Raw genomic sequence first — 21,495 nt, forward strand, 5'->3', positions numbered from 1 at the left:
CGCCACACGTCCGCGCCCCGGACACGCCGGACGTCCGCGCCCCGGACACGCCGGACGCCGACCACCGCCCGTCGTTCCGCGGGCGGCGGTCGGCGTCCCGGTAGAGGCTCTCGCGACCTGCTACCAGCGGCCCTCCACCTGCTCCTTGATCCGGCGGTCGTAGAGCTCGTCGATCGCGTCCAGCGTCTGCCGCGACAGCGGCGGGAGCTTCGCGGCCTCCGCGTTGGCGTGGGCCTGTTCGGGTGAACGCGCGCCCGGGATCACCGTGGTGACGCCGGGCTGCTGGATGATCCAGCGAAGCGCCAGCTGGGCCGGGGTGCAGCCCTCCGGAGCGAGGGCGGAGAACTCGGCCGCCGCCTCCACACCGGTCACGAAGTCGACGCCGGAGAAGGTCTCGCCCTGGTCGAAGGCCTCACCGTGACGGTTGTACGTACGGTGGTCGTCGGCCCCGAACACCGTGTCCTTGGTGTACTTGCCGGACAGCAGACCGGAGGCCAGCGGAACGCGGGCGATGATGCCGACGCCCGCCTCCTGAGCAGCGGGAAGAACCTGCCGCAGCGGCTTCATGCGGAACGGGTTGAGGATGATCTGAACGCTCGCCACGTTCGGACGGGCGATCGCCGTGAGCGCCTCGTCGCAGGTCTCGACGCTCACGCCGTACGCGGTGATCCGCTCCTCCTCGACCAGGGTGTCCAGCGCGTCGAACACCTCGTCCGACGAGTAGACGGGGGTCGGCGGACAGTGCAGCTGCACCAGGTCGATGCGGTCGACGCCGAGATTGCGCCGGGAGCGGTCGTTCCACGCGCGGAAGTTGTCGAGGACGTAGTTCTGCGGGATCTGGTCGACCCGGCGGCCCATCTTCGTCGCGACCATCACATGGAGGTCGGGGCGGCCGCTCACGAAGGAGGCGATGGTCTGCTCGCTGCGTCCGTCGCCGTACACGTCCGCGGTGTCGAAGAAGGTCACCCCGGACTCCGCCGCCGTCTCCAGCACCGCCTTGGCGTCCGCTTCACTCACATCGCCCCAGTCGGCGCCGAGCTGCCACGTACCGAGACCGATGACCGATGCCTTCTGGCCTGACCTGCCGAATTCACGCTCGTCCATGTGGTCAGTCTGTCATCCATCCCCCGCCGGCAGCGGCGGCACCCCCGGCCTCGCGACGGCCGGCGCCGCCGCGCGCGGCCGGCCCGGACATACCGGACCGCGGGTGCCGCCGCGCCGGCGGTCAGCGCGTGGCGAGCCGGGCCAGTTCGGTGCCGGCGAGCAGGAAGGCGCCCACACCGAAGTCGGCGGTGCTGTCGTAGGTGACCGGCTGGCTGGATTCCGGACGGTCGCCGACGTTCTGGACGTAGCCGAGGAAGCCGTCGGAATGCACGGCCGTGGTGACGAGGCCGTTCCAGGCGCGGGCCGCCACCGGGAGGAAGGCGTCCCGGTCGACCAGGCGGGCGCCGACCGCGTACGCGGTGCCGTACAGGAGGAAGGACGTGCCGCTGGTCTCGGGGCCGGGCAGATGGGTGGCGTCGGCGAGGTTGACGTTCCAGAAGCCGTCGCCGCGCTGCACCGCCGCGGCGGCCCTCACCAGGCGCGTCAGCGTGTCGCGGTACTCGGCGGTGTGGCGCTCCGTGGACGGCAGCGCCTTGAGGGTCTTGACGTGACCGCCCGCCACCCACCCGTTGCCGCGCGACCAGACGACGGGCCGTCCCGAGGGCGAGAGGATGCCCCCGGGGAGGAAGCGCGCGTCGCGGTACCACAGGCCCGTCGTGGCGTCGTACAGGCCGGGGCCGCCCTCGGCGCGCTTGGTGTGGTCGTAGAGGGAGTACAGCTTCCGCCAGTACTGCGGGTCCCGGCGGAGGGCGCCGAGGCGGGCGAAGGGCGGCATGGCCATGTGCAAGGCGTCGTCCCACCACCAGTCGTCGTTCTTGTCCGGCCGGTCGGTGTGGACCATGCGGTGCAGGGAGGTCTCGATCGCGGTGAGCTTCCCTTCCTCGGGCTCGATCTCGTACAGGTCGAGGTAGGCCTGCCCGGCGCATTGGTTGTCCGCGTGGCGTGTGGTCACCCCGCCGTTGAGCCCGTAGGCGTGCCGGTCCGCCCAGGAACGGGCGTACGCGAGATGGCGCGCGTCGCCGGCCAGGCGGTACAGGGCGAGCAGTCCGCTGAAGAAGGTGGCGTTGGCCCAGCCGTTGTCACCGGAGTCCGTGTGCGCGGCGATCCAGTGGTCGGCCACGCGCCGCAGGACGGTGACGACCTCACTCCTCGTGGGCAGCGGCGTCACGTCTCCCGGCCCCGGCGGCACCGGGGTCCCAGCGGCCCGCGCGGGCGTCGTCAGGGCGGTTCGGAGCGAAGCGGCGGCCGCGAGAGCGGTACCGCCGGCCAGCAGGCGTCGTCTACGCATATGAACAACTCCTACGGATGGGGATCCTCATCCTCAACTCCCGTCCCGCGCACTGTCCATGGCTGGTCGTCAACTTGGCGCGAACCAGACCGAGTTCACGTCCACGGACGATCGTCAGATGGCGGTACCGTCGCCGTGCCGTCCCCCGTCCCCGCCGGGCGATGTCGCCCACCCGGTTCCCGGCCTTCGTGCCGCACCCCGCCCCGCGTGCGGTGAGCTACTGCGTGTGGTCATCCATGCCCTGGTGAGCACGGTCCGTGAGCTATGTTGAATCCTCGTGGGACATGAAGGAGGCACATCGGTGCCATCGCCGCAGCAGGCACGCGCGCAGGCGTCCGCGATCACGTCGGGAAAGACGGCTCCGGAGGCGGGCGCGGCGCCCACGTCCCAGCTCCGGGAACTCTTCGACGGGCCGCGGCTCTCGCCGGGGCAGCGCCGTATCGCCCAGTACCTGATCGAGCACATCACCGAGGCCGCCTTCCTGTCGATCACCGATCTCGCGGAGCGCGTCGGGGTGAGCCAGCCGTCCGTGACCCGCTTCGCCGCGGCGGTCGGCTTCAGCGGTTACCCCGCGCTGCGGGAGAAGCTCCAGGCCATCGCGCTCCGCACCCTGGGCAGCGCCCCGGGCGCGCCCACCGTGGACCGCGGCAACGAGCTGCAGGCCGCGGTGGACGTGGAGATGGAGAACCTGGAGAACCTGCGGCGCGACTTCGCCGACCCGGACCAGGTGATCGCACTCGGGCGCGCGCTCTCGCAGTCGACACCGCTGACGGTTCTCGGGCTGCGCATCTCGGTGTCGCTGGCCGAGTACTTCGCCTACGCGGCGCGCCGCATCCACCCCGATGTCCGGGTGGTGACCCGGGGCGGAAGCGTCGCGTACGACGCGCTGCTCCAGTCGCGCGAGGCGGGCGGCACCTGGCTGCTGGCGTTCGGCATGCCCCGGCACGCGCAGGAGACGCTCACCGCGGTACGGGTCGCGCGCAGTGCCGGGCTGAAGGTGGCCCTGATCACCGACCTGGCGCTCGGACCGCTGGCCGACGAGGCCGACGTCACCTTCACCGTCGGCACCGGCTCCCGGCTCGTCTTCGACTCGTACGCCGCGCCCGTGGTGATGTCGGCGGCACTGCTCCAGGCCATGACCGACGCCGATCCGGAGCGGACCCAGGCCCGCCTCGAGGAGTACGAGCAGATCGCCGAAGAGCACCAGTTCTTCCTGAAGGACTGAACTTCTCACGGAAGACCTGCGTCCTCCTCCTCCCGAGGGGCCAGGCACCCTCCTGCCCCGATCGCGCCGACACCCCCTCCCGTACCGCGCCTCACCGCGGCATCACGGGATCTATCACCCCATATCGCGCATGAATTTTTTCATGTCCTTGCGAAACTGCCGGTATATATAAATACTGCTCGCGGATCGTGACCAGGAGACCTCCAGGCCGCGTCCTACGACCATCCGGGGCCGTCCGCTCCTACCCGCAACGGGTTCCGGGTGATCGGACGGGCCCCGTGCGAACCAGGCCCGCGGTGGCGGCCCCGGCCTTCCCCTGGACCGGGGCCGCCCCAGAACCGTTGACCACCCTTGCCGCCGACGTAACCCGGAAGCGATGAACATGGCCCTGACGTATTCACCGATCACCTCGGACTGGCCGTGCCAGGTCAAGACCCCCGGCAGCTTCGACTGGGAGCGGTCGGCCGCCAAGTGGCTGCGCGAACTGGTGCCGGCCCGCTACGCGAGCTACCCGACCCTGATGAAGCACCCCGTCCTGCTCGGCCGCCACGCACAGATCCAGGTGCAGCACGAGATACGTGTCGCCCGTACGGCTCTGCAGACCGCCCGGTCCGAGCTGCCCGCCCTCGGACTGCAGGAGTCGGTGATCGAGCACACCATCAAGATGTACGCTGCCGAGGTTCTGCAGCTCAGCCATATCGCCCGCAGCGTCCGAGCGGTCACGCACGCGCTCGCGGACAGCGCCGCCACGCGAAACTGAGACACCGGGGCCGGGCGACGGTTGCGGTGCGACGACCACCGGGAGACGTCGTGGACGCACAGGGGCCCAGGGCCGTGGACGCCGGCGCGGGGGAGCGAACCTCCACGGCACGCACACTCGATGTGCGGTGGATCCACGGATCGCCGTCGGCCAAGCACAACACCGATCCGGACCTCCAGGTGCACGTCCACGACGCGGACACGGTGATCCTGCGGCAGAACATGGCCGTCGACTACGAGGCGCCCTTCCTGTTCCTGCTGTTCGGCGAAGCGCGGGCGGTGCTCATCGACACAGGTGCCACGGCCTCACCCGCGCACTTCCCGTTGCGACGGGTGGTGGACGGGCTGATCCGGGACCGGCAGGCCGCGCGCCCCCGGGACGACTACGAGCTGCTGGTCCTGCACACCCACGCGCACGGCGACCACGTCGCGGGAGACGGCCAGTTCACCGACCGCCCCCGCACCAGGGTCGTGGACGCGGCCCTCGACGCAGCGTGGCCGTTCTTCGGATTCGACCGGGACCCGGACGGCGTCGCCCGCGTCGACCTCGGCGGCCGGGTCCTGGAGTGCCTGGCCACACCCGGGCATCACGCGGCCTCGGTGACCTACTTCGACCCCTGGACCGGTTTCCTCCTCACCGGTGACACCGTCTATCCCGGCCGGCTGTACGTCGAGGACTGGCCGGCCTTCACCCGCACCGTCGACCGCCTGATCAATTTCTGCGCCGACCGGCCGGTCACCCATGTGCTCGGCTGTCACATCGAGATGACCCGGCGACCGGGCGTGGACTATCCCGTGCGGACCACCTACCAGCCCGACGAGCCGCCCCTGCAGATGACGACCGCCCAGCTGGCCGACATCCGCGCCGCCATCGACACCGTCGGCGACCGGCCGGGCCGGCACGTCTTCGACGACTTCGTCCTCTGCCGCCGTGACCCGCCCGAGGGCGCCCCCGCAGGCACGTAGACGTCCTCGTCCCGCACCTGGCCGAACCGGAGGCGGTACGAACGCCGTGGCCGGGAAGACGACAGGGAGAAACCGAACCTCCCGCCGAGACCCCTGGACGGACTGATGGATTCCACGACATGGACGGTGGTCGTCGTCGTCGCGATCCTGGGTGCCGTCGCGCTCGCGGTCGCGATCGCGCTCCTGACCCGGCTCGTCCGGGCGCGCCGCGACCTGCGGCGCGCCGGACTGCCGACCGGCTCCCGCTGGGTGTTCTGGGGCGCCGTCGCCTATCTGCTGCTCCCGACGGACCTGCTGCCCGACCCCATCTACCTGGACGACATCGGCGTACTCCTGCTGGCCCTGCGCTCGTTGCGCCGCCCTGAGCTGCTCGACGCCGACGAACCCGGGAACCCTCCCGCGCGCTCCGGACGTTGACGGACCGAGCGGGCCAAGGGCGTGGGCGCCCGCGCCGGAGATCCGCGGGGATCGCCACGTCGACGGGCGGCACGATGAGCGAGCTGGTTCCCGGGGGCAACGTGCCCCTGCCGGGCGGCACCCTGACGATCCGGGTGCCGGGCCCCTTCGACGTCTCGGCGCTCATCACCGACGACACCGGCAAGGTGCGCGGTGACGCCGACTTCGTCTTCTACAACCAGCCCGCGGCGCCGGGTGCCCGGCTGACCGGTGGGAGCCTGACGGTCGACCCGCCGGGACTGCGCTCCGGGGCGAGCCGGGTCACCGTGCTCGTCACCCCGGCCGATCCCGGCACACCGCTGGGCCGGCTGCCCGCCCCCACCCTGCTCGTCACCGGCCCCGGCGGGCGCACCCTGGCGCGCTTCACTCCCCCGCTCCCGCAGCGGGAGACCGTACTCCTGCTCGCGGAGATCTACCGGCGCGGCCCGGAGTGGAAGCTGCGGGCGCTGGGCCAGGGGTACGCGGAGGGACTGGCCGGCATCGCGCGGGACTTCGGCGTCGACATCAGCGAGGACACCACCCCGGCGGTCACGGCACCCGGCCCGGACGGCTTCCTGGAGTTGGTGAACTCGGCGCGCGCCGCCGCCGGTTCCCCACCCGTGTCGCTCGACGCGCGGCTCGCCGACGCGGCTCGGGCACACGCCTCCGACATGGCGGCGCGCGGGCTCCTCAGCTCCCAGGGTGCGGACGGAACGTCGCTCTACCAGCGGGTCACCGCCGCGGGGTACGCGTACCTCACCGTGGGCGAGCACCTCGTCTCAGGCCCGCGCACCCCCGGCGAGTTCGTCGAGTACTGCCTCACCACCGAGCGGTCCCGCGCCACGCTGTACGACCGGGCGTACACCCAGGCGGGTCTCGCGTACGTAGCCCACCCCCGTTCCGGCGACCTGTACTGGACGGCGCTGTGGGCGCGGCCGTTCAGCACCGACGGCCTGGCGCGGACGGCACACGAGGTCGTCGCGCTGACCAACGCCGAGCGGGCCGGTGAGGGCCTGCCGCCGCTCCTCGCCGACACCCCGCTCACCGTCGCGGCCCAGGCGCACAGCGACGACATGGTGGCCCGCGCCTTCTACTCCCACACCTCTCCCGACGGCAGCCGCCCCTGGGACCGCGCCGCCGCGGCGGGCTCCGCGCGCCGGACCATCGGCGAGAACATCGCCTGTGGCCAGCGCTCCGCCGCCGAGGTCGTCAGCGGCTGGATGAACAGCCCCGGACACCGCGCCAACATCCTCAAGCCCGACTTCACCCGCATAGGCGTCGGCCTCGCGGGCGGCGGCGACGCGGGCACGTACTGGACCCAGCTCTTCGGCGGCTGAACGGCCCCTTTCTGACGGACCTTCCGATTCCTCTCCGTGCCGTGCAACCCGCGGCCGCTCCGGCGCGTAAAGAAGGTGTCGACGCCGCGTCCGCGGCACGGTGCGCGCCGGACGTCCGCACGGGCGGGCGAACCCGGTGCAGAGAATCGGGAGAAGAATCAGATGGTCTCAGGATCGGTGGGCACGGGTACGGCGCTGGGCGCGGTACTGCTGTCCCTCGTCGCGGTCCCCGCGCAGGCGGCCTCCGCGGCGCCGGGCCGCTCGGACACCGCACGTGTCACGAGCGTCGCGGCAGCGGGGTTGGGCGCACCCGACGACGCCGGGCTGCAGAGCGTGCTGCACACCGCGCTGTCCCAGGGAGCGCCGGGCGCGATGGTGCGGGTCGACGACGCGGGCACCGTCCACCAGTTGTCCGAGGGGGTCGCCGACCGGGCCACCGGGCGGGCCATCACCACGGCCGACCGGTTCCGCGTCGGCAGCGTCACCAAGAGCTTCTCCGCCGTGGTCCTGCTCCAGCTGGTCGACGAGGGCAAGCTGAACCTGGACACCTCGGTGAACACCTATCTGCCCGGACTGCTGCCCGACAACAAGATCACCGTGCGCCATGTGATGAGCCACCGCAGCGGCCTCTACGACTACACCAACGACATGTTCGCGCAGACGGTCCCGGGCTTCGAGTCCGTCCGCAACAAGGTCTTCAGCTACCAGGACCTGGTGCGCCTGTCCCTGAAGCACGCGCTCACCAACGCGCCGGGGGCGGCCTACTCGTACTCGAACACCAACTTCGTCGTCGCGGGCATGCTCATCGAGAAGCTCACCGGGCACGCGGTGGCCACGGAGTACCAGAACCGCATCTTCGGACCCCTCGGCCTGACCGACACCTTCTACGTGCACCCCGACACCGCCATCCCCGGCACGCACGCCAACGGCTATCTCACCCCCGACGCGGCCGGTGCGGCCCTCGTCGACTCCACCGCGCAGACGGTGTCCTGGGCGCAGAGCGCGGGCGCCGTCATCTCCAGCACGCGGGATCTCAACACGTTCTTCTCCTCCCTGATGGCCGGAAGGCTCATGTCCGCCGCGCAACTCGCCCAGATGCAGACGTGGACCACCGTCAACAGCACCCAGGGCTACGGCCTCGGTCTGCGCCGCCGCGACCTGTCCTGCGGTGTCTCCGTGTACGGGCACACCGGCACCGTGCAGGGCTACTACACGTACGCCTTCACCTCGAAGGACGGCAAGCGCAGCGTCACCTCCCTCGCCAACACCTCGAACAACGCCGACGTGCTCAACACCATGGCGGGCACCCTGGAATCCGCGTTCTGCGGCAAGGCGTCCAAGGCATCCAAGGCGGCCCTCCGCGCCACGGCGCCGGCCGCCCCCAGGGAGCGGTACGAGGACATCGCGCCGGACGTCGCCCGGGACTGACGTGCAGGGTGCGGCCGGACCACCGGCACCGGCCGCACCCGTCACCCGAGCCGGCACAGGTCCGGTGGAACCGGGTCAGCCGGTCCCCGCCTCCGCGCCCGATACTGGTGGCATGGGATTCGCCGTCTTCATGACCCTTCCGGGACTCGTCCTCGCACTGACCCTCGCCGCCTTCGCCGACCAGACGCTGCTCCGTGCCGGACGGGCCGGCCTCCTGCCGTGGCGCAACGGCGCGCGGCAGGGCCAGATATCCGCCACCGGGTTCGAGCAACTGCACGCGAGTCTCTCGCCGGGCAAGCAGCACGAGCTCGAGGAACGGCGGTCGGCCCTGGTGATGAGGGACGACGAGGAGGACGGGGCGCCCGCGCACCGTACGACCGTCGATCTCGCCGCCGGCACGGCGGTCGTACGTCCTCGGCGGCGCTCATGACCTTCGACGACCTCCTGGAGCGGGCGGCGTCCCTCGTCCGTCCGGACCGGCGCGCGATCCTCGGCGTCGCGGGAAGTCCCGGAGCGGGCAAGACGACGCTGGCCGAGCGCCTGGTCCGGGAGCTGAACGGCGCCGGCTCCCGCTGGGTCGCGCAGGTGCCGATGGACGGGTTCCATCTCGCGGACGTCGAGCTGGAGCGCCTGGGCCGCCGCGACCGCAAGGGCGCTCCCGACACCTTCGACGCGGCGGGGTACGCGGCGCTGCTGCGCCGGCTGCGCGACGAGGACGGGGGCGAGGACGACGACGGCATTGTCTACGCGCCGGGCTTCGAGCGGACCCTGGAGCAGCCGATCGCGGGCGCCGTCCCGGTCCCCCGCACCGCCCGTCTGATCATCACCGAGGGCAACTACCTCCTCCTGCGCGACCCGGCGTGGGAGCGCGTACGGTCGCGGCTGGACGAGGTCTGGTTCTGCGAGCTCGACGAGGGCGAACGCGTGCGCCGTCTCGTCGCCCGCCACGAGGAGTTCGGCAAGGACCACGACACGGCGGTGGCCTGGGTGCTCGGCACGGACCAGCGCAACGCCGATCTGGTCGCCGCGACGCGGGCCCGTGCCGATCTGGTCGTGGGACCAGAGGTCACCGCCTCCGGATCCGCGCCCCGGGTTCACCTCGCGCATCGCCCGCCGGACTCCCCATCAGTGCGGTGAACGCCTCGGTAAGGATCGTCAGACCCCCGGGCTCGTACTCCACCACGGGGGCGAAGGGGCCCGGGGAGCCGTAGCGCACGGCGAAGACGTGCAGGTCCTCCGGGGCGCCGGGAACCGGGCCGGCCTCGAACGCGCTGGAGGCGACCAGGTGGCGCCAGCCCTCGTCGGGGTTGCCGTAGACCCGCGGGTCGGCGGCGAGGGCGAAGGCCGCCTCCTCCTGGGTGGTCCGGGCACGGGCGTCGAAGCGGTCGGCGCCCCCGGTCCGCGGGTGAGTCAGCCGGAGGGTGCCGGCGGACGCCACCTCCGCCGTCGCGACCCTGCGGACCCGGTCACCGTCGTCGGCGGCGTACGGCATCCCGGCGAGCAGGTACGGGTCCCCGTCCAGCCGTTCGACGGCGACCGTCATCCAGAGGCTGGTGCCGTCCGTGACGTACAACGACCTGAGATGGCGCAGGACGTGGTCGCGGGTCACGACGGGCTTGCTGACGAGTTTGGCCGTCAGTCCGTCGCTCTCGAGGTCGCGCACCCGCACCTCGCCCATCGGGCGGCTCAGCAGGAAGCCGTCGACGACCGGGCCGACGCCGTGCTGCCGGTTCACTGCGGTGGGCAGCAGATAGGTGCCCGCCGCCTCGACCAAGGACGGCGTCATCCGGTCGTCGAACGCCACCGAGACTCCGCCCGCGCGCAGTTGGTGGCGAACCGGTGCCCTCCTGGGCGTGCGGTGCCAGCGGGCCGTGTCCTGGATCTGCCAGACCAGCATGAAGGCGAAGTGGCCGTCGACGGCTCCGTCCGGCCCGGTCGCGTGCCGTCCCCAGCGGGTGTCACCCCGGTAGCGGCCCAGATCGGCGCCGATCCGGCCGCCGAAGCGGCGCAGGCCGAGAACGGCCTCGAAACCGCAGTGCTGTTCGCTGTAGCGCGGGCCGCCGATGTCGAAGCCGCCCACCGTCAGCCGCGCGTCCAGGTAGTGGGCGAGCGCGTCGCCGTCCTCGGCGAAGACCGGCTCTCCGCTGACCCGGTGGGCCTGCGCGAGGAAGGACAGGGAGATCGGTCCGTAGTTGTTGTCGTAGGCTCCGCCGTGCTCGGGGGGCAGCAGGGCTCCCCGGTCGCGGACACGGCGGGCCCGGATCTCGTCGGTGTACAGACGCATCGCGTGCGAGCGGACCGACTCCCCTTCCCCCGCCGGGAGATGGCGGGGGAGCATGAGTCCGCCGACGACGCAGCCGATGGCCTGGTTAGCTGCCTCCTGCGGGTTGAAGAAGGTCGCCTCGGTCAGCCGGCGCCAGTATCCGTGTGCCACGTCCCGCAGTTCGCCGTGCTCTGCGCCGTCGACGAGTCCTTCGGCCAGTTCGAGTGTGTTGACCGCCTGGAGCAGCGCCCACACCGTGCTCGGCCAGTCGCCGATGGGGTGGGCACCGTCCTCCAGTACGTAACGGGCGTACGGCAGACCGGAGTCACGGACCTTCAGGTTGGGGTAGCCGGGGTTGTCCCGCGTGAAGACGCGCTCGCGCAGATGGAAGGCGAGACTGCGGCGGACGGCCTCCGGCAGGCGCGGGTCCCCGGTGCGCCGCCAGGCGAGCGCCAGCAGTGAGGTGATGCCGAGCGAGGTGTCACCGATGTCCTGGACGGCTGCGGGGTGTTCGAGGCCGCCGTCCGGGGTGAGGCGGGCCAGCGCCTCCTCGGTGACGGCGGCGAGAACGGTGTCGTACGCGGCCGGGTCGTCCGGGAGGTCGTGCAACCGGCCGCGCTGGTAGGGGAGATGCACGTGATCAGCCCTTCGTTGCGGGGGTCGCCGGTCCGTCCGCCAGTCTCTTCCGGACGACGGGGAAACGGATGAGCGTGGGCGGCAGGGCGCGTGTCGTCCTGGCGAACTTCGCGCCGGGGACGAGGAGCGGGCGGGTGCCGTCGGTCCCTCACCCGTCGCGGGGTGCGGGCGGCCGCCCACCGCGGCACTAGGTGTCCGAATCCCGCCGGACGCCGTGCGGGGAACACGGCAACATGGCAGGTGAAGCGGTGCTCGCACCGCTCGGACCACGCGTGAAAGGACACCTCCGATGACGGTCTGGACGACCATCGACAGTCCCTTGGGCGAGCTGCTTCTCGTGGGCGAGGAGTCGGCCACCGCCAAGGGCGGCACCGCGCTCGTGTCGCTCTCCATGCCCGGCCAGAAGTCCGGCGCCGTCGTGCGGGACGGATGGACCCGGGACGACGACGCGTTCACGGACATCGTCACGCAGCTGACCTCCTACTTCGAGGGCGGGCTGACCGACTTCGCCATCGAGTACGCCGGCGGGGCGGGCACCGACTTCCAGCGGCGGGTGTGGAAAGCCGTGGAGGGCGTCCCGTACGGCACGACGGTCAGCTACGGCGAGATCGCCTCGCGGATCGGGGCGTCACGTGCGGCGGTACGGGCCGTGGGCACCGCCATCGGGGCGAACCCCCTGCTCGTCGTGCGCCCCTGCCATCGCGTGATCGGTGCCGGAGGCGCACTCGCCGGGTACGCCGCGGGTCTGGAACGCAAGCAGCGGCTGCTGGACCTGGAGAACGCCCGGCGGGCCAGGTGATCCGCGTGTTCCACGGCGACGGCCCGGTTTTGCCGGATCGGCAACATCACTGGGCCGCGCCCCGCCGGTCGCCGCATGATCACCCGTAGTGCCGACACGGCGAGGACCGGTCCCCCGGGAACCCGCTCGTCGCACCCACCGCAGCAGCAACGTCCCGGGAGGATCCGTGCCGAAGTCGTCCGCAGCAGACCGCACCCACCGTCTGGTGACCTCGCCGGCCGGCCGGATCCATCTGGTGGAGCAGGGAACCGGCCCGCTGGTCCTGCTGGTGCACGGGTTTCCGGAGTCCTGGTACTCCTGGCGCCACCAGCTGACGGCGCTGGCCGCGGCCGGCTACCGGGCGGTCGCCCTCGATGTCCGCGGCTACGGTCGCTCCTCCAGGCCCGACGGTGTGTCCGAGTACCGGATCCTGGAGCTGGTGGAGGACTGCGCCGCCGTCGTGCACGCCCTCGGTGAGCGGTCCGCGACCGTCGTCGGACACGACTGGGGCTCCACCATCGCCGCCACCTCCGCGCTGGTCCGCCCCGACGTGTTCCACGCGGTCGGGCTGCTGAGCGTGCCCTACGCGCCGCGCGGCGGCCCGCGCCCCAGCGACGTCTTCGCGCGCATGGGCGGTCCCGAGGAGTTCTACGTCTCCTACTTCCAGCGACCGGGCCGGGCCGAGGCCGAGATCGAGCCCGACGTCCGCGGCTGGCTCGCGGGCTTCTACGCGGCGCTGTCCGGCGACACCATGCCCGGCCCCGGCACGCCGGACCCGCACTTCGTGAGCCCCGGCGGAACCCTGCGCGACCGGTTTCCCGCCGGACGACTCCCCCACTGGCTCGACGAGTCCACCCTCGACGTCTACGCCGAGGAGTTCGAGCGGACCGGGACGAGCGGGGCGCTCAACCGCTACCGGAACATGGACCGCGACTGGGAGGACCTGGCCGACCACGACGACGCGCCCGTCACCCAGCCCTCGCTGTTCGTCGCAGGCGCCCTCGACGCGTCCACGACCTGGCTGGCCGACGCGATCGCGGCGTTCCCCAAGACCCTGCCCGGTCTGGTCTCGTCCCACATCCTGGACGACTGCGGCCACTGGATCCAGCAGGAACGGCCCGAGGACGTCAACCGCATCCTGATCGACTGGCTCGCCGCCCTGCCCGCCTGACACGGGACCCGGAAGCCGCCCGCGGACACCCCGCTCCGACGGCCTACGGCGTCGTACGGGATTCCAGGGCGGCACGGGTGTCGTCGCCGTAGACGCCGGTCTCGTCCCCCCGGATGCCGTACCAGAGCTGGAAGCGGGCGACTGCCGCGGTGAGCGTGGCGTCGTAGCTGCCGTCGGTGGAGCCGCCCGCGTACACGTCCGGGATACGGAGCAGCCGCTGCTGCAGTGCGCTCACCTCCTGGCCGCTGTCCCCCTCACGGAGGGTGCCCGCGCCGTCCGGGTCCGCGGATCCGGACGGCGCCGGGGCGGCCGCTGTCGCGGAGGGGCCGCTTCCGGGCTGTCCGGGCTGTGCGCGGCCGTCCTCGTCGTCGGGCAGCAGGAGCGCGAGGGCGAAGCCGGCCAGGGCCGCCGCCGTCACCCCCAGGGCGATGGCGGCGCGGCGCCGGCCGGCACCGTCGGCGTGACCGTGTGCGGGTGCGTGTTCCGGGCCGGGGGTGGGCTGCCGTCCCGGCCCGGACCGTCTTCCCCGAGCGGGCCGTGGCCCTTCCCCCCGCGCGACGACGGGTGCGCGCGCGGTCCGCCGCGCGGGTCCCGGCGCGACGCCCGCGGTCCCGGCGTCGCGGGTGTAGTCCTCGCCCCCCGCTACGGGCGGCATTTCCTCGGTCTCCTCGTCGGCAGCGGCCGAAACGGTCTTCGCGGAGGCGGCGGGCACGGCGACCACCTCGTAGTCGCCGTCCGGATCGGCCCCGTACTGCTGCTCCCGCACCTCCTTCAGGAGCTGCGCCAGTGCCTCCGTCCGGCGGCGCCGCTGCACATGGGTGGGCTCGATGGCCCGTCGCCTGGCCGGCTGGTCCGGTTCGGGCGGTGTAGACACACTGTTCTCCTTCCGCGCGCGAGCTCACGCCATCCCCGGGGAGTGATACGTGACGGCCGGCCCGGGAGTTCAGCGGAGGGCGCCTGCGCCGGGCCGCCGGTGGGCTCCCGGCGACCCTCGGCGGGACCGCGGACGGCGGCCGCTCCCCGTGACCGGGTCGGACAACGTGAAGAATGGGCACATACGGGGTAGGACCACCTTCGGGGAGCGGAGAGGGTCAACGTGGCCGTGAGCGAGGAAAGACAAGTGCCGCCCCGTCGGCGCTTCGACGTGGCGGACGCCGCGCCGCTCGTGCTCGACGCCCATTTGACGGTGACCGGCTGGACCGCGGACGCCGAGCGGCTGCTGGGATACCGGCCCGCGGAGGTGGTGGGCCACCATGTCGTGGACCTGCTGCTTCCGGAGGACGCGGCACGGATCTCGGAGCGTGCCGAGCGGTGCCGCGGCGTCGAGGGCTGGGCCGGACTGCTGTCCGCTCTGCACCGGGACGGCCACGCGGTCCGGGTGATGGTGAGGGCCGTCCCGGTGCGGGAGGACGCCGCGCCGACACGGTGGGTGGTGCTGCTGGCCGACCTCGCCGACGGCCCCGGCTGGAACATGAGCCGGTCCGTGCTGGAGCGGATGAACGCGGGCTCCCCGGTGGGCATAGCGATCGTGGACACGGAGCTGCGGTTCGTGTGGTCGAACACCGCGCTGGAGCAGTTCGGGGGTGGCTCGCCGCAGCGGCGGCTGGGACGCAGACTCGCCGATGTGCAGCCGGGGCTCGACGCCGAGGCACTGGAGGCGAGGATGCGCCAGGTGCTGCGGAGCGGTGAGCCGGTGGTCGGATTCGAGCACGTGGGCCGCGTACGGTCCGCGCCGCATCGCGAGACCGCGCACTCCCTGTCGTTCGTCCGGCTCGACGACGACCACGGCCATCCGATAGGTGTGTACTACACAGTGGTCGACGTCACCGAGCGCTACCGTGCCCGGCGGCGGCTGGCACTGCTGGACCGGGCCGGGGAGCACATCGGCCGCAGTCTCGACGTCATGCGGACCGCGCAGGAACTGGCCGACGTGGCCGTGCCGGGCCTGGCCGACTTCGCCACCGTGGACCTGCTGGATTCGGTGCTCAAGGGAGCCGAGCCGGCCTCCGGCCGACTGAGCGACACGGACGCGGTACCGCTGCGGCGCGCCGGCCAGCAGTCGACCCGGGCCGGGGTGCCCGAGACCACCGTGTCCGTCGGCGCGGTGGCGACGTACCAGGCGGGCTCTCCCCCGATCCGGTGTCTGGCCGAGGGACGGTCGTGGCGCGAGCAGCGGCTGGATCCGTCGGACGAGGAGTGGGCCACGGCGGACGAGGGGCGGCAGGCCGCCCACTTCTTCGATCTCGGACTGAACAGCGTCATGATCGTGCCCATCCGCGCACGGGGTGTGACCCTGGGCATCACCACGTTCTTCCGGCGCCGTCGCCATGATCCCTTCGACGAGGAGGATCTGAGCCTGGCTGAGGAGTTCGTGGGCCGGGCCGCCCTGTGCGTCGACAACGCCCGCCGCTACACCCGCGAACGCGACGCGGCCCTCGTCCTGCAGCGCAACCTGCTTCCGCACCGCTTCCCCGAGCAGAACGCCGTGGAGGTGTCCGCCTGCTACCGGCCCGCCGACGAGCTGACGGGGCTGGCCGGCGACTGGTTCGACGTGATTCCGCTGTCCGGGGCCCGGGTGGCGCTGGTCGTGGGCGAGGTGGCCGGTCACGGCATCGACGGTGCCGCCGCCATGGGGCGGCTGCGGGCCGCCGTGCAGACGCTCGCCGATCTGGACCTGCCGCCCGAGGAGGTGCTCGCGCATCTGGACGACCTGGTCAGCCGGGCCGCCCGGGAGGAGGGCAGCGGCGCGGACACCCTCACCAGCGGCATGCAGGCCGTCGGCGCCAGCTGTCTCTACGCCGTGTACGACCCGGTGAGCGGACGGTGCACCATGGCGGGCGCGGGACATCCGGCACCCGCGATCGTCGCCCCCGACGGCACGGTCTCCTTCGCCGACCTTCCCCGCGGCCCCGCGCTCGGCGTGGGCGGACTTCCCTTCGAATCCGCCGAGTTCACCCTGGCCGAAGGCAGCCTGCTCGGCCTGCACACGGACGGCCTCATCGCCACGCCCCGCACCGGCCGGGACCCGGAAGCGGGCCGGGAGCGTCTGCGACGCGCGCTGGAGGGATACCGGGGATCGCTGGACGGACTGTGCCGGACGATCGTGGACGATCTTGTTCCGACCCGTCCGTACGACGACGTGGCACTGCTGATGGCGCGCACCCGTCGGCTGGGGGCCGAACAGGTCGCGACCTGGGACCTGCCCGACGATCCGGCGGTGGTCGCCCAGGCCCGCAGGTCCGCCACCGAGCAGCTCAGGGTCTGGGGCCTGGACGCGCTGGCCTTCACCACCGAGCTGGTGGTGAGCGAACTCGTCACCAACGCCATCCGGCACGCTCCCGGTCCGGTCCGGCTGCGCCTGATCACCGAGCACGCCCTGATCTGCGAGGTCTCGGACGGAGGTGCCACCGCTCCGCACCTGCGCCATCCGAAGACGACCGACGAGGGCGGCCGCGGGCTGTTCCTGATCTCCCAGTTCACTCAGCGCTGGGGTACCCGCTACACCCCCGACGGCAAGATCATCTGGGCTGAGCAGTCGCTGACGGAGCCACCGGTGTGACGGACGCGCACTGCCGGCCCCGTCCCCCCGGCCGGCCACTCGACCCCCTTGCGACCAAGCGAAGTTGACAGACTGTTGACCAATTCCTTGGCCAGTGGTGACCGGCGCCGCCACTATGGTCTGCCGCATGTCCCCACACCCTCCACGGACTCCCGCTCTCCCCGTCCTCCCCTACCGGAAACCGACCCGCGACCGGGACTACTGGGTTCTCGACGACGTCCTGCCCGACGTGGAAGCCGTCCGGGCCCGCTGCCTCGCCAAGGACGACTGGGCCAAGGGCCACCCGTACACCTCGGAGAGCTGGCCGGGCCTGCGCACGATGCCGGGTCTCGAACCGGACGAACTCGCCCGCGTGGAGCGGCTGGTGAAGAAGGCCACCGGAGCGCGGGAACTGTGGCAGCAGGCGACTGACTCGGGGGCCACCCTCAACCACAACTGCATCCAGGTGGTCGGCAGGGACGAGGGGGAGCCGCGCCCGCACACCGACTCCCGCGCGCTGTGCCGGTACGCCGCGGTGCTGTACCTCAACCCGACCGTGCCCAAGGACTGCGGGACGAGCTTCTACCGGCAGAACCTGCCCGGCGGCCGTCTCGGCGGCAACGTGGTGGCGGCGCCCCACAACAACCTCGTCGAGGCGTTGGGGACACGCTTCGTGCCACCGGACTCGTTCGTCGAGGACGTCCGTGTGCCGCATCGCTACAACCGGCTGCTGCTGTACAACGCCAACCTGATGCACAGCGCCACCGGTTACGCGGGTACCACCATCGAGGACAAGCGGATGACCGCGGTGTTCTTCTGGATGGCCTGACCCTCCGCTTCAGTTGGCGTGACCGACCTTCGGACCGGTCAGGGCGGCCCTCCTCCCGCCCGCCGCGACCCCCTTCTCGCTATGCCCTGGTATGCCCCGATACGCTCGAACCACAAGTCAGTTACGGCATTCCCAAGTCCTGGTGGCCGGGCGGTGAGCTGGTCATGATGGGGGCATGACGTTGGCCTTGCGTGCCATGACGCAACTGGCGGCCTGGCCGGACCTCTCGGAGGCCCGGCCCAGCTGCGGCACGGGGCGGGCACTGCGCTCGGCCCGGGACGAGATCGTGCACTTCCACTCCGATCACGACGCCGACCTGCACCTGACGGCCCGTGCCATCCGCCGCTACGAGGATCACCTCAGGGGCGCCGGCGCGGTCCGGATGGTGCCCGGTTCGCGCTGGGTGACCATACGCCTCGAAGTCGACGCCGACATCCATCTGCTCCTGACCCTGGTGAGTCTCGCCCTCCAGTCCCACCAGAGGTGGCCCGCACCCGGTGACACGGCACCGGCCGACTGCAACGAACACCGCGGCGCGTCGCTTCCGCGCACGATCCTCAGCGGCAGCTGAGGAGACGGACCTCGCCCGGCGGGCCGGTGGGGGCGCGCTCACGCCGCGGAAGCCAAGCCCAGGGCGTCGCCGGGCAGGCCCGATCGGGGCGAAGCGAAGAGGATCGTGCAAGCACCCGCGCGGATCGGCCTACTCCGGACCCTGCCGCCCGCGCTTCGATGGTGGTCAGCAGATCCGCATCCGTCGCGACACCCCTGGAGCACCGTCATGCCTCTCGACCACTACGTCACCCTCGGCCGGTCCGGACTGCGGGTCAGCCCGTTCGCCCTCGGCGCGATGACCTTCGGGGAGGACCCCGGGGGTGCCGGATGCGGCGTCGAGGAGTCCGAGAAGATCCTGGAGACCTATCTCGACCGGGGCGGGAACTTCATCGACACCGCGAACTTCTACACCAACGGCCACTCCGAGAGCATCCTCGGCGACTTCTTCGCCGCGCGTCCGGGACGGCGCGATCGTGTCGTGCTGGCGTCGAAGTTCTTCACCAACCTCTTCCCCGGCGATCCCAACGGGGGCGGGGCGGGCCGCCGGTCGGTCATCGCCCAGCTCGACGAGAGCCTCCGCCGTCTGCGCACCGACCATCTCGACCTGTACTGGCTGCACAACTGGGACCGGCACACCCCGATCGAGGAAACGCTGCGCGCCCTCGACGACCTGGTCACCGCCGGCAAGATCCGCTACATCGGCTTCTCCAACACCCCTGCCTGGGTCACCGCCCAGGCCCAGACGACGGCGCTGCTGAAGGGCTGGAGCCCGCTGATCGCCCTGCAGGTCGAGTACTCGCTGCTGGCCCGCACCGTCGAGGGTGAACTCGCGCCGCTCGCGCTCGACCAGGGCATGGCGCTGGTTCCGTGGAGCCCGCTCAAGAACGGCTTCCTGTCGGGCAAGTACCGGCGGGACACCCAGGTCACCGACTCCGCGCGGGCGGCCTTCGTCGGCGGCCCCGGCGAGGACGAGTACCTCGTCATCGACGCCGTGGCGGCGGTCGCCGGCGAACTCGGCACCACCTCGGCGGCGGTGTCGCTGGCCTGGCTGCGGGCCCGCGAGGGCACCGTCGTACCCATTCTGGGCGCTCGGCGCGTCGACCATCTGGAGAACAACCTCGCCGGCCTGGAGGTGACACTCACGCCCGAACAGCTGCGACGGCTCGACGAGGTGTCGGCGCCGGACCTGGACTACCCGGCACCGATGCACGGCGCCCTGCGGTCGATGCTGCAGTTCGCGGGCACCACCGTCGACGGTCACACCTCCACCGTGTATCCGCCGCTCGTCCAGAGCGACGTCCGCTACTGAGCCACCGCGCCCACGCACCGGGCCAGGGCACGGTGCGGTCGGTCGGCCGGCCGACGTCACCAGGTCATGGGACGGTGGCGTCGGCCGACCGGGGAGACCGGCGGCGAACGGCTCCCCCGCCCCCCTCCGGACGACAACCGCACAGAAGACGGCTGACGGTTCACGCGCCCGCGCGTCACCGAGGCACGGCCGACCGGCCCGCGCGTCACCGACGCGCGGGTTTCTGACGTGTGGTCGGCCCGGTCGCCGGGTCGAGCGCGACACCACCCCGGCCGGCTCGGTCCGCCCCTGGCCCTTGAGCGCGCCACTAGCACGCGACGGTACAAAAAACGGTGTGCCTCCCCACCCGGAGAAACGCAGTAGGGCGAGGTGACGGACGGCCTCGGCCGGCACCGACACCGCGCACGACCAGACCGGTCCGTGCGCTGTGCAGACCCGGTCCCTTCCCCCTCGTGCGGGACCGGACACCGCAGGACTCCCCGAGAACGGCCCGACAACGGAGATCCCATGGCCACTGATCAAGTTCTGACCGGCTCCGCGCCGGCCGGTGAGAGCGGCGCCGCCGAGGGGCCGAGACGTCCCGGCCCCTCACGGCTGCCGTCCCTCACCGGCCTGCGGTTCCCCGCCGCGCTCGTCGTCTTCGCCCACCACGCCTTCCTCCCGATACCCCCGCTGCGGCTGCTGGCCGACGACCGCACCGAGTACCGCCTGGCCGACTGGTTCGGGCAGTCCGGCGGACTCGGCGTGGCGTTCTTCTTCGTACTCAGCGGGTTCGTACTGACCTGGTCGGCGCGGGACAGCGACACCACGACGGCGTTCTGGCGGCGCCGGTTCGTCAAGATCTACCCGATCTACGTGGTCGCCTGGGCCCTCGCCATGCTGCTGTTCGCCGGTTCCTACACCTCCAGCCGCGTCGCCGTCGCCAACCTCTTCATGGTCCAGGTGTGGGTGCCCAGCTACTTCACCAACTTCAGCGTGGACTCACCGAGTTGGTCGCTGGCGGTGGAAGCCGTCTTCTATCTGTGCTTCCCACTGCTGCTGCACCTGTTCCGGCGTATCGACCCCCGCCACCTGAAGTACTGGATCGCCGGGACGATCGCGGCGGTGGTGGCCACCCCCGCGCTGGCGTACGCGCTGTTCCCGAAGACCCCGCGGGTGCCCAGCGGCCAGGTCCTCTCGGTCTCGCAGTACTGGTTCGCCTACGTGCTGCCCCCGGTCCGGATGGTCGACTTCGCCCTCGGCATCCTGGTGGCGCTCGCGGTGAGGCACGGACGCTGGCGCGACATCGGCATGGTCTGGTCGAGCGTGCTGCTGGTGGGCGGATACGCGCTGACCTTCCACGTGCCCTACCTGTACGGCCAGCGCGCCACGATGATCCTGCCGATCGCGCTGCTGATCGCGGCCACGGCGACCGCCGACATCGAGGGCCGCTTCACGCTGTTCCGCAATCGCGCGATGGTCCGGCTCGGCGAGATCTCCTTCGCCTTCTACCTGCTGCACTACACGGCACTGTCCTGGCTGCGCAAGGCGCTCGGCACGCAGCAGATGTACTCCGACACGGCCGGCTTCGCGATGCTGCTGGGCACCGCCGCCGTCACGGTCCTGCTGTCGTGGGTGCTCTACTCCACGGTCGAGGCCCCGCTCATGCGCCGGTTCAGCAGGGCGCGCCGGTCGAAGGCCGGCTGAGCGACGCCGCGTCCGGGGAACGCGCCCGGGCACGCGCGTTCCCCGTCATCGGCGGCGGAGGCCGGTTCGGCCCCGCGTCCGCCGAGCGGCCGATCGCCGTGGGGGGGCCCGGGTTGAACCCGGGGCCCGCCGGCGGGGGGGGCCCCGGGCCCGGGGGGGGGGTAACTGGAGGGTCTTCAGCGCGAACTCCA

General features: G+C 72.0%; 19 protein-coding genes. 15 read left to right on the plus strand and 4 right to left on the minus strand.

The genetic code is table 11. The annotated features are described in order from the left end of the window. Positions 1–120 precede the first annotated feature (120 nt). Entirely contained in the window at positions 121–1,104 is a 984-nt protein-coding gene (locus ACFVTC_RS21260; protein ID WP_390129161.1) for an aldo/keto reductase, read from the minus strand. 121 nt (positions 1,105–1,225) lie between these two features. Beyond that, positions 1,226–2,392: a glycoside hydrolase family 88 protein gene (locus tag ACFVTC_RS21265; protein WP_390129163.1), complete on the minus strand. Its 1,167-nt coding sequence runs from the start codon at positions 2,390–2,392 to the stop codon at positions 1,226–1,228. A 301-nt stretch (positions 2,393–2,693) separates the two neighbouring features. Between ACFVTC_RS21265 and ACFVTC_RS21270 the strand changes: the two genes are divergently transcribed. The 8 genes from ACFVTC_RS21270 to ACFVTC_RS21305 all read left to right on the plus strand — a co-directional run bounded on the left by ACFVTC_RS21270 (position 2,694) and on the right by ACFVTC_RS21305 (position 9,679). Next, positions 2,694–3,617, plus strand: coding sequence for a MurR/RpiR family transcriptional regulator (locus tag ACFVTC_RS21270; protein WP_390129165.1), 924 nt, complete (start codon positions 2,694–2,696; stop codon positions 3,615–3,617). 382 nt (positions 3,618–3,999) lie between these two features. Continuing rightward, entirely contained in the window at positions 4,000–4,377 is a 378-nt protein-coding gene (locus tag ACFVTC_RS21275) for a hypothetical protein (protein WP_390129343.1), read from the plus strand. A gap of 50 nt (positions 4,378–4,427) precedes the next feature. After that, positions 4,428–5,342 (plus strand): MBL fold metallo-hydrolase, encoded by a 915-nt coding sequence (locus ACFVTC_RS21280; RefSeq protein WP_390129167.1) that lies wholly within the window; start codon positions 4,428–4,430, stop codon positions 5,340–5,342. A 105-nt stretch (positions 5,343–5,447) separates the two neighbouring features. Then, complete coding sequence (locus ACFVTC_RS21285) at positions 5,448–5,759, plus strand: DUF1232 domain-containing protein (RefSeq protein WP_390129169.1); 312 nt, start codon at positions 5,448–5,450, stop codon at positions 5,757–5,759. A gap of 74 nt (positions 5,760–5,833) precedes the next feature. Next, positions 5,834–7,114 (plus strand): CAP domain-containing protein, encoded by a 1,281-nt coding sequence (locus ACFVTC_RS21290; RefSeq protein ID WP_390129172.1) that lies wholly within the window; start codon positions 5,834–5,836, stop codon positions 7,112–7,114. Positions 7,115–7,276: 162 nt separating this feature from the next. Beyond that, entirely contained in the window at positions 7,277–8,542 is a 1,266-nt protein-coding gene (locus ACFVTC_RS21295) for a serine hydrolase domain-containing protein (RefSeq protein ID WP_390129175.1), read from the plus strand. 112 nt (positions 8,543–8,654) lie between these two features. Beyond that, complete coding sequence (locus tag ACFVTC_RS21300; RefSeq protein WP_390129177.1) at positions 8,655–8,972, plus strand: DUF6191 domain-containing protein; 318 nt, start codon at positions 8,655–8,657, stop codon at positions 8,970–8,972. Beyond that, positions 8,969–9,679, plus strand: coding sequence for a nucleoside/nucleotide kinase family protein (locus ACFVTC_RS21305; protein ID WP_390129180.1), 711 nt, complete (start codon positions 8,969–8,971; stop codon positions 9,677–9,679). Before ACFVTC_RS21300 ends, ACFVTC_RS21305 begins: the two co-directional genes overlap by 4 nt. Here ACFVTC_RS21305 and ACFVTC_RS21310 read toward each other — a convergent pair. After that, positions 9,609–11,441, minus strand: a complete 1,833-nt coding sequence (locus ACFVTC_RS21310; protein ID WP_390129183.1) for a hypothetical protein — start codon at positions 11,439–11,441, stop codon at positions 9,609–9,611. The genes ACFVTC_RS21305 and ACFVTC_RS21310 overlap by 71 nt on opposite strands. A gap of 289 nt (positions 11,442–11,730) precedes the next feature. Here ACFVTC_RS21310 and ACFVTC_RS21315 point away from each other — a divergent pair, with 289 nt between their 5' ends. Next, positions 11,731–12,240: a methylated-DNA--[protein]-cysteine S-methyltransferase gene (locus ACFVTC_RS21315; protein ID WP_390129184.1), complete on the plus strand. Its 510-nt coding sequence runs from the start codon at positions 11,731–11,733 to the stop codon at positions 12,238–12,240. Between the two features lie 166 nt (positions 12,241–12,406). After that, the gene (locus tag ACFVTC_RS21320; RefSeq protein WP_390129185.1) at positions 12,407–13,390 is read left to right on the plus strand and encodes an alpha/beta fold hydrolase; all 984 of its coding nucleotides are present in this window, start codon (positions 12,407–12,409) and stop codon (positions 13,388–13,390) included. A 43-nt stretch (positions 13,391–13,433) separates the two neighbouring features. Here the strand turns inward: ACFVTC_RS21320 and ACFVTC_RS21325 are convergent, their stop codons facing one another. Next, positions 13,434–14,264: a peptidoglycan-binding protein gene (locus tag ACFVTC_RS21325; RefSeq protein WP_390129187.1), complete on the minus strand. Its 831-nt coding sequence runs from the start codon at positions 14,262–14,264 to the stop codon at positions 13,434–13,436. Between the two features lie 246 nt (positions 14,265–14,510). On the opposite strand from ACFVTC_RS21325, the gene ACFVTC_RS21330 reads away from it, so the two are divergent. The 5 genes from ACFVTC_RS21330 to ACFVTC_RS21350 all read left to right on the plus strand — a co-directional run bounded on the left by ACFVTC_RS21330 (position 14,511) and on the right by ACFVTC_RS21350 (position 21,304). Beyond that, positions 14,511–16,949, plus strand: coding sequence for a SpoIIE family protein phosphatase (locus ACFVTC_RS21330; protein ID WP_390129190.1), 2,439 nt, complete (start codon positions 14,511–14,513; stop codon positions 16,947–16,949). Between the two features lie 127 nt (positions 16,950–17,076). Continuing rightward, positions 17,077–17,757 (plus strand): DUF6445 family protein, encoded by a 681-nt coding sequence (locus tag ACFVTC_RS21335; protein WP_390129192.1) that lies wholly within the window; start codon positions 17,077–17,079, stop codon positions 17,755–17,757. 175 nt (positions 17,758–17,932) lie between these two features. Then, a complete protein-coding gene (locus tag ACFVTC_RS21340; protein WP_390129194.1) occupies positions 17,933–18,328 on the plus strand; it encodes a luciferase family protein in 396 nt (131 codons plus the stop codon). Between the two features lie 207 nt (positions 18,329–18,535). Further along, positions 18,536–19,618, plus strand: a complete 1,083-nt coding sequence (locus ACFVTC_RS21345) for an aldo/keto reductase (RefSeq protein ID WP_390129196.1) — start codon at positions 18,536–18,538, stop codon at positions 19,616–19,618. A 507-nt stretch (positions 19,619–20,125) separates the two neighbouring features. Beyond that, positions 20,126–21,304, plus strand: coding sequence for an acyltransferase family protein (locus ACFVTC_RS21350; RefSeq protein ID WP_390129199.1), 1,179 nt, complete (start codon positions 20,126–20,128; stop codon positions 21,302–21,304). Positions 21,305–21,495 lie beyond the last annotated feature (191 nt).

Source organism: Streptomyces sp. NPDC057950, assembly GCF_042887295.1.
GTDB lineage: Bacteria > Actinomycetota > Actinomycetes > Streptomycetales > Streptomycetaceae > Streptomyces > Streptomyces kaempferi.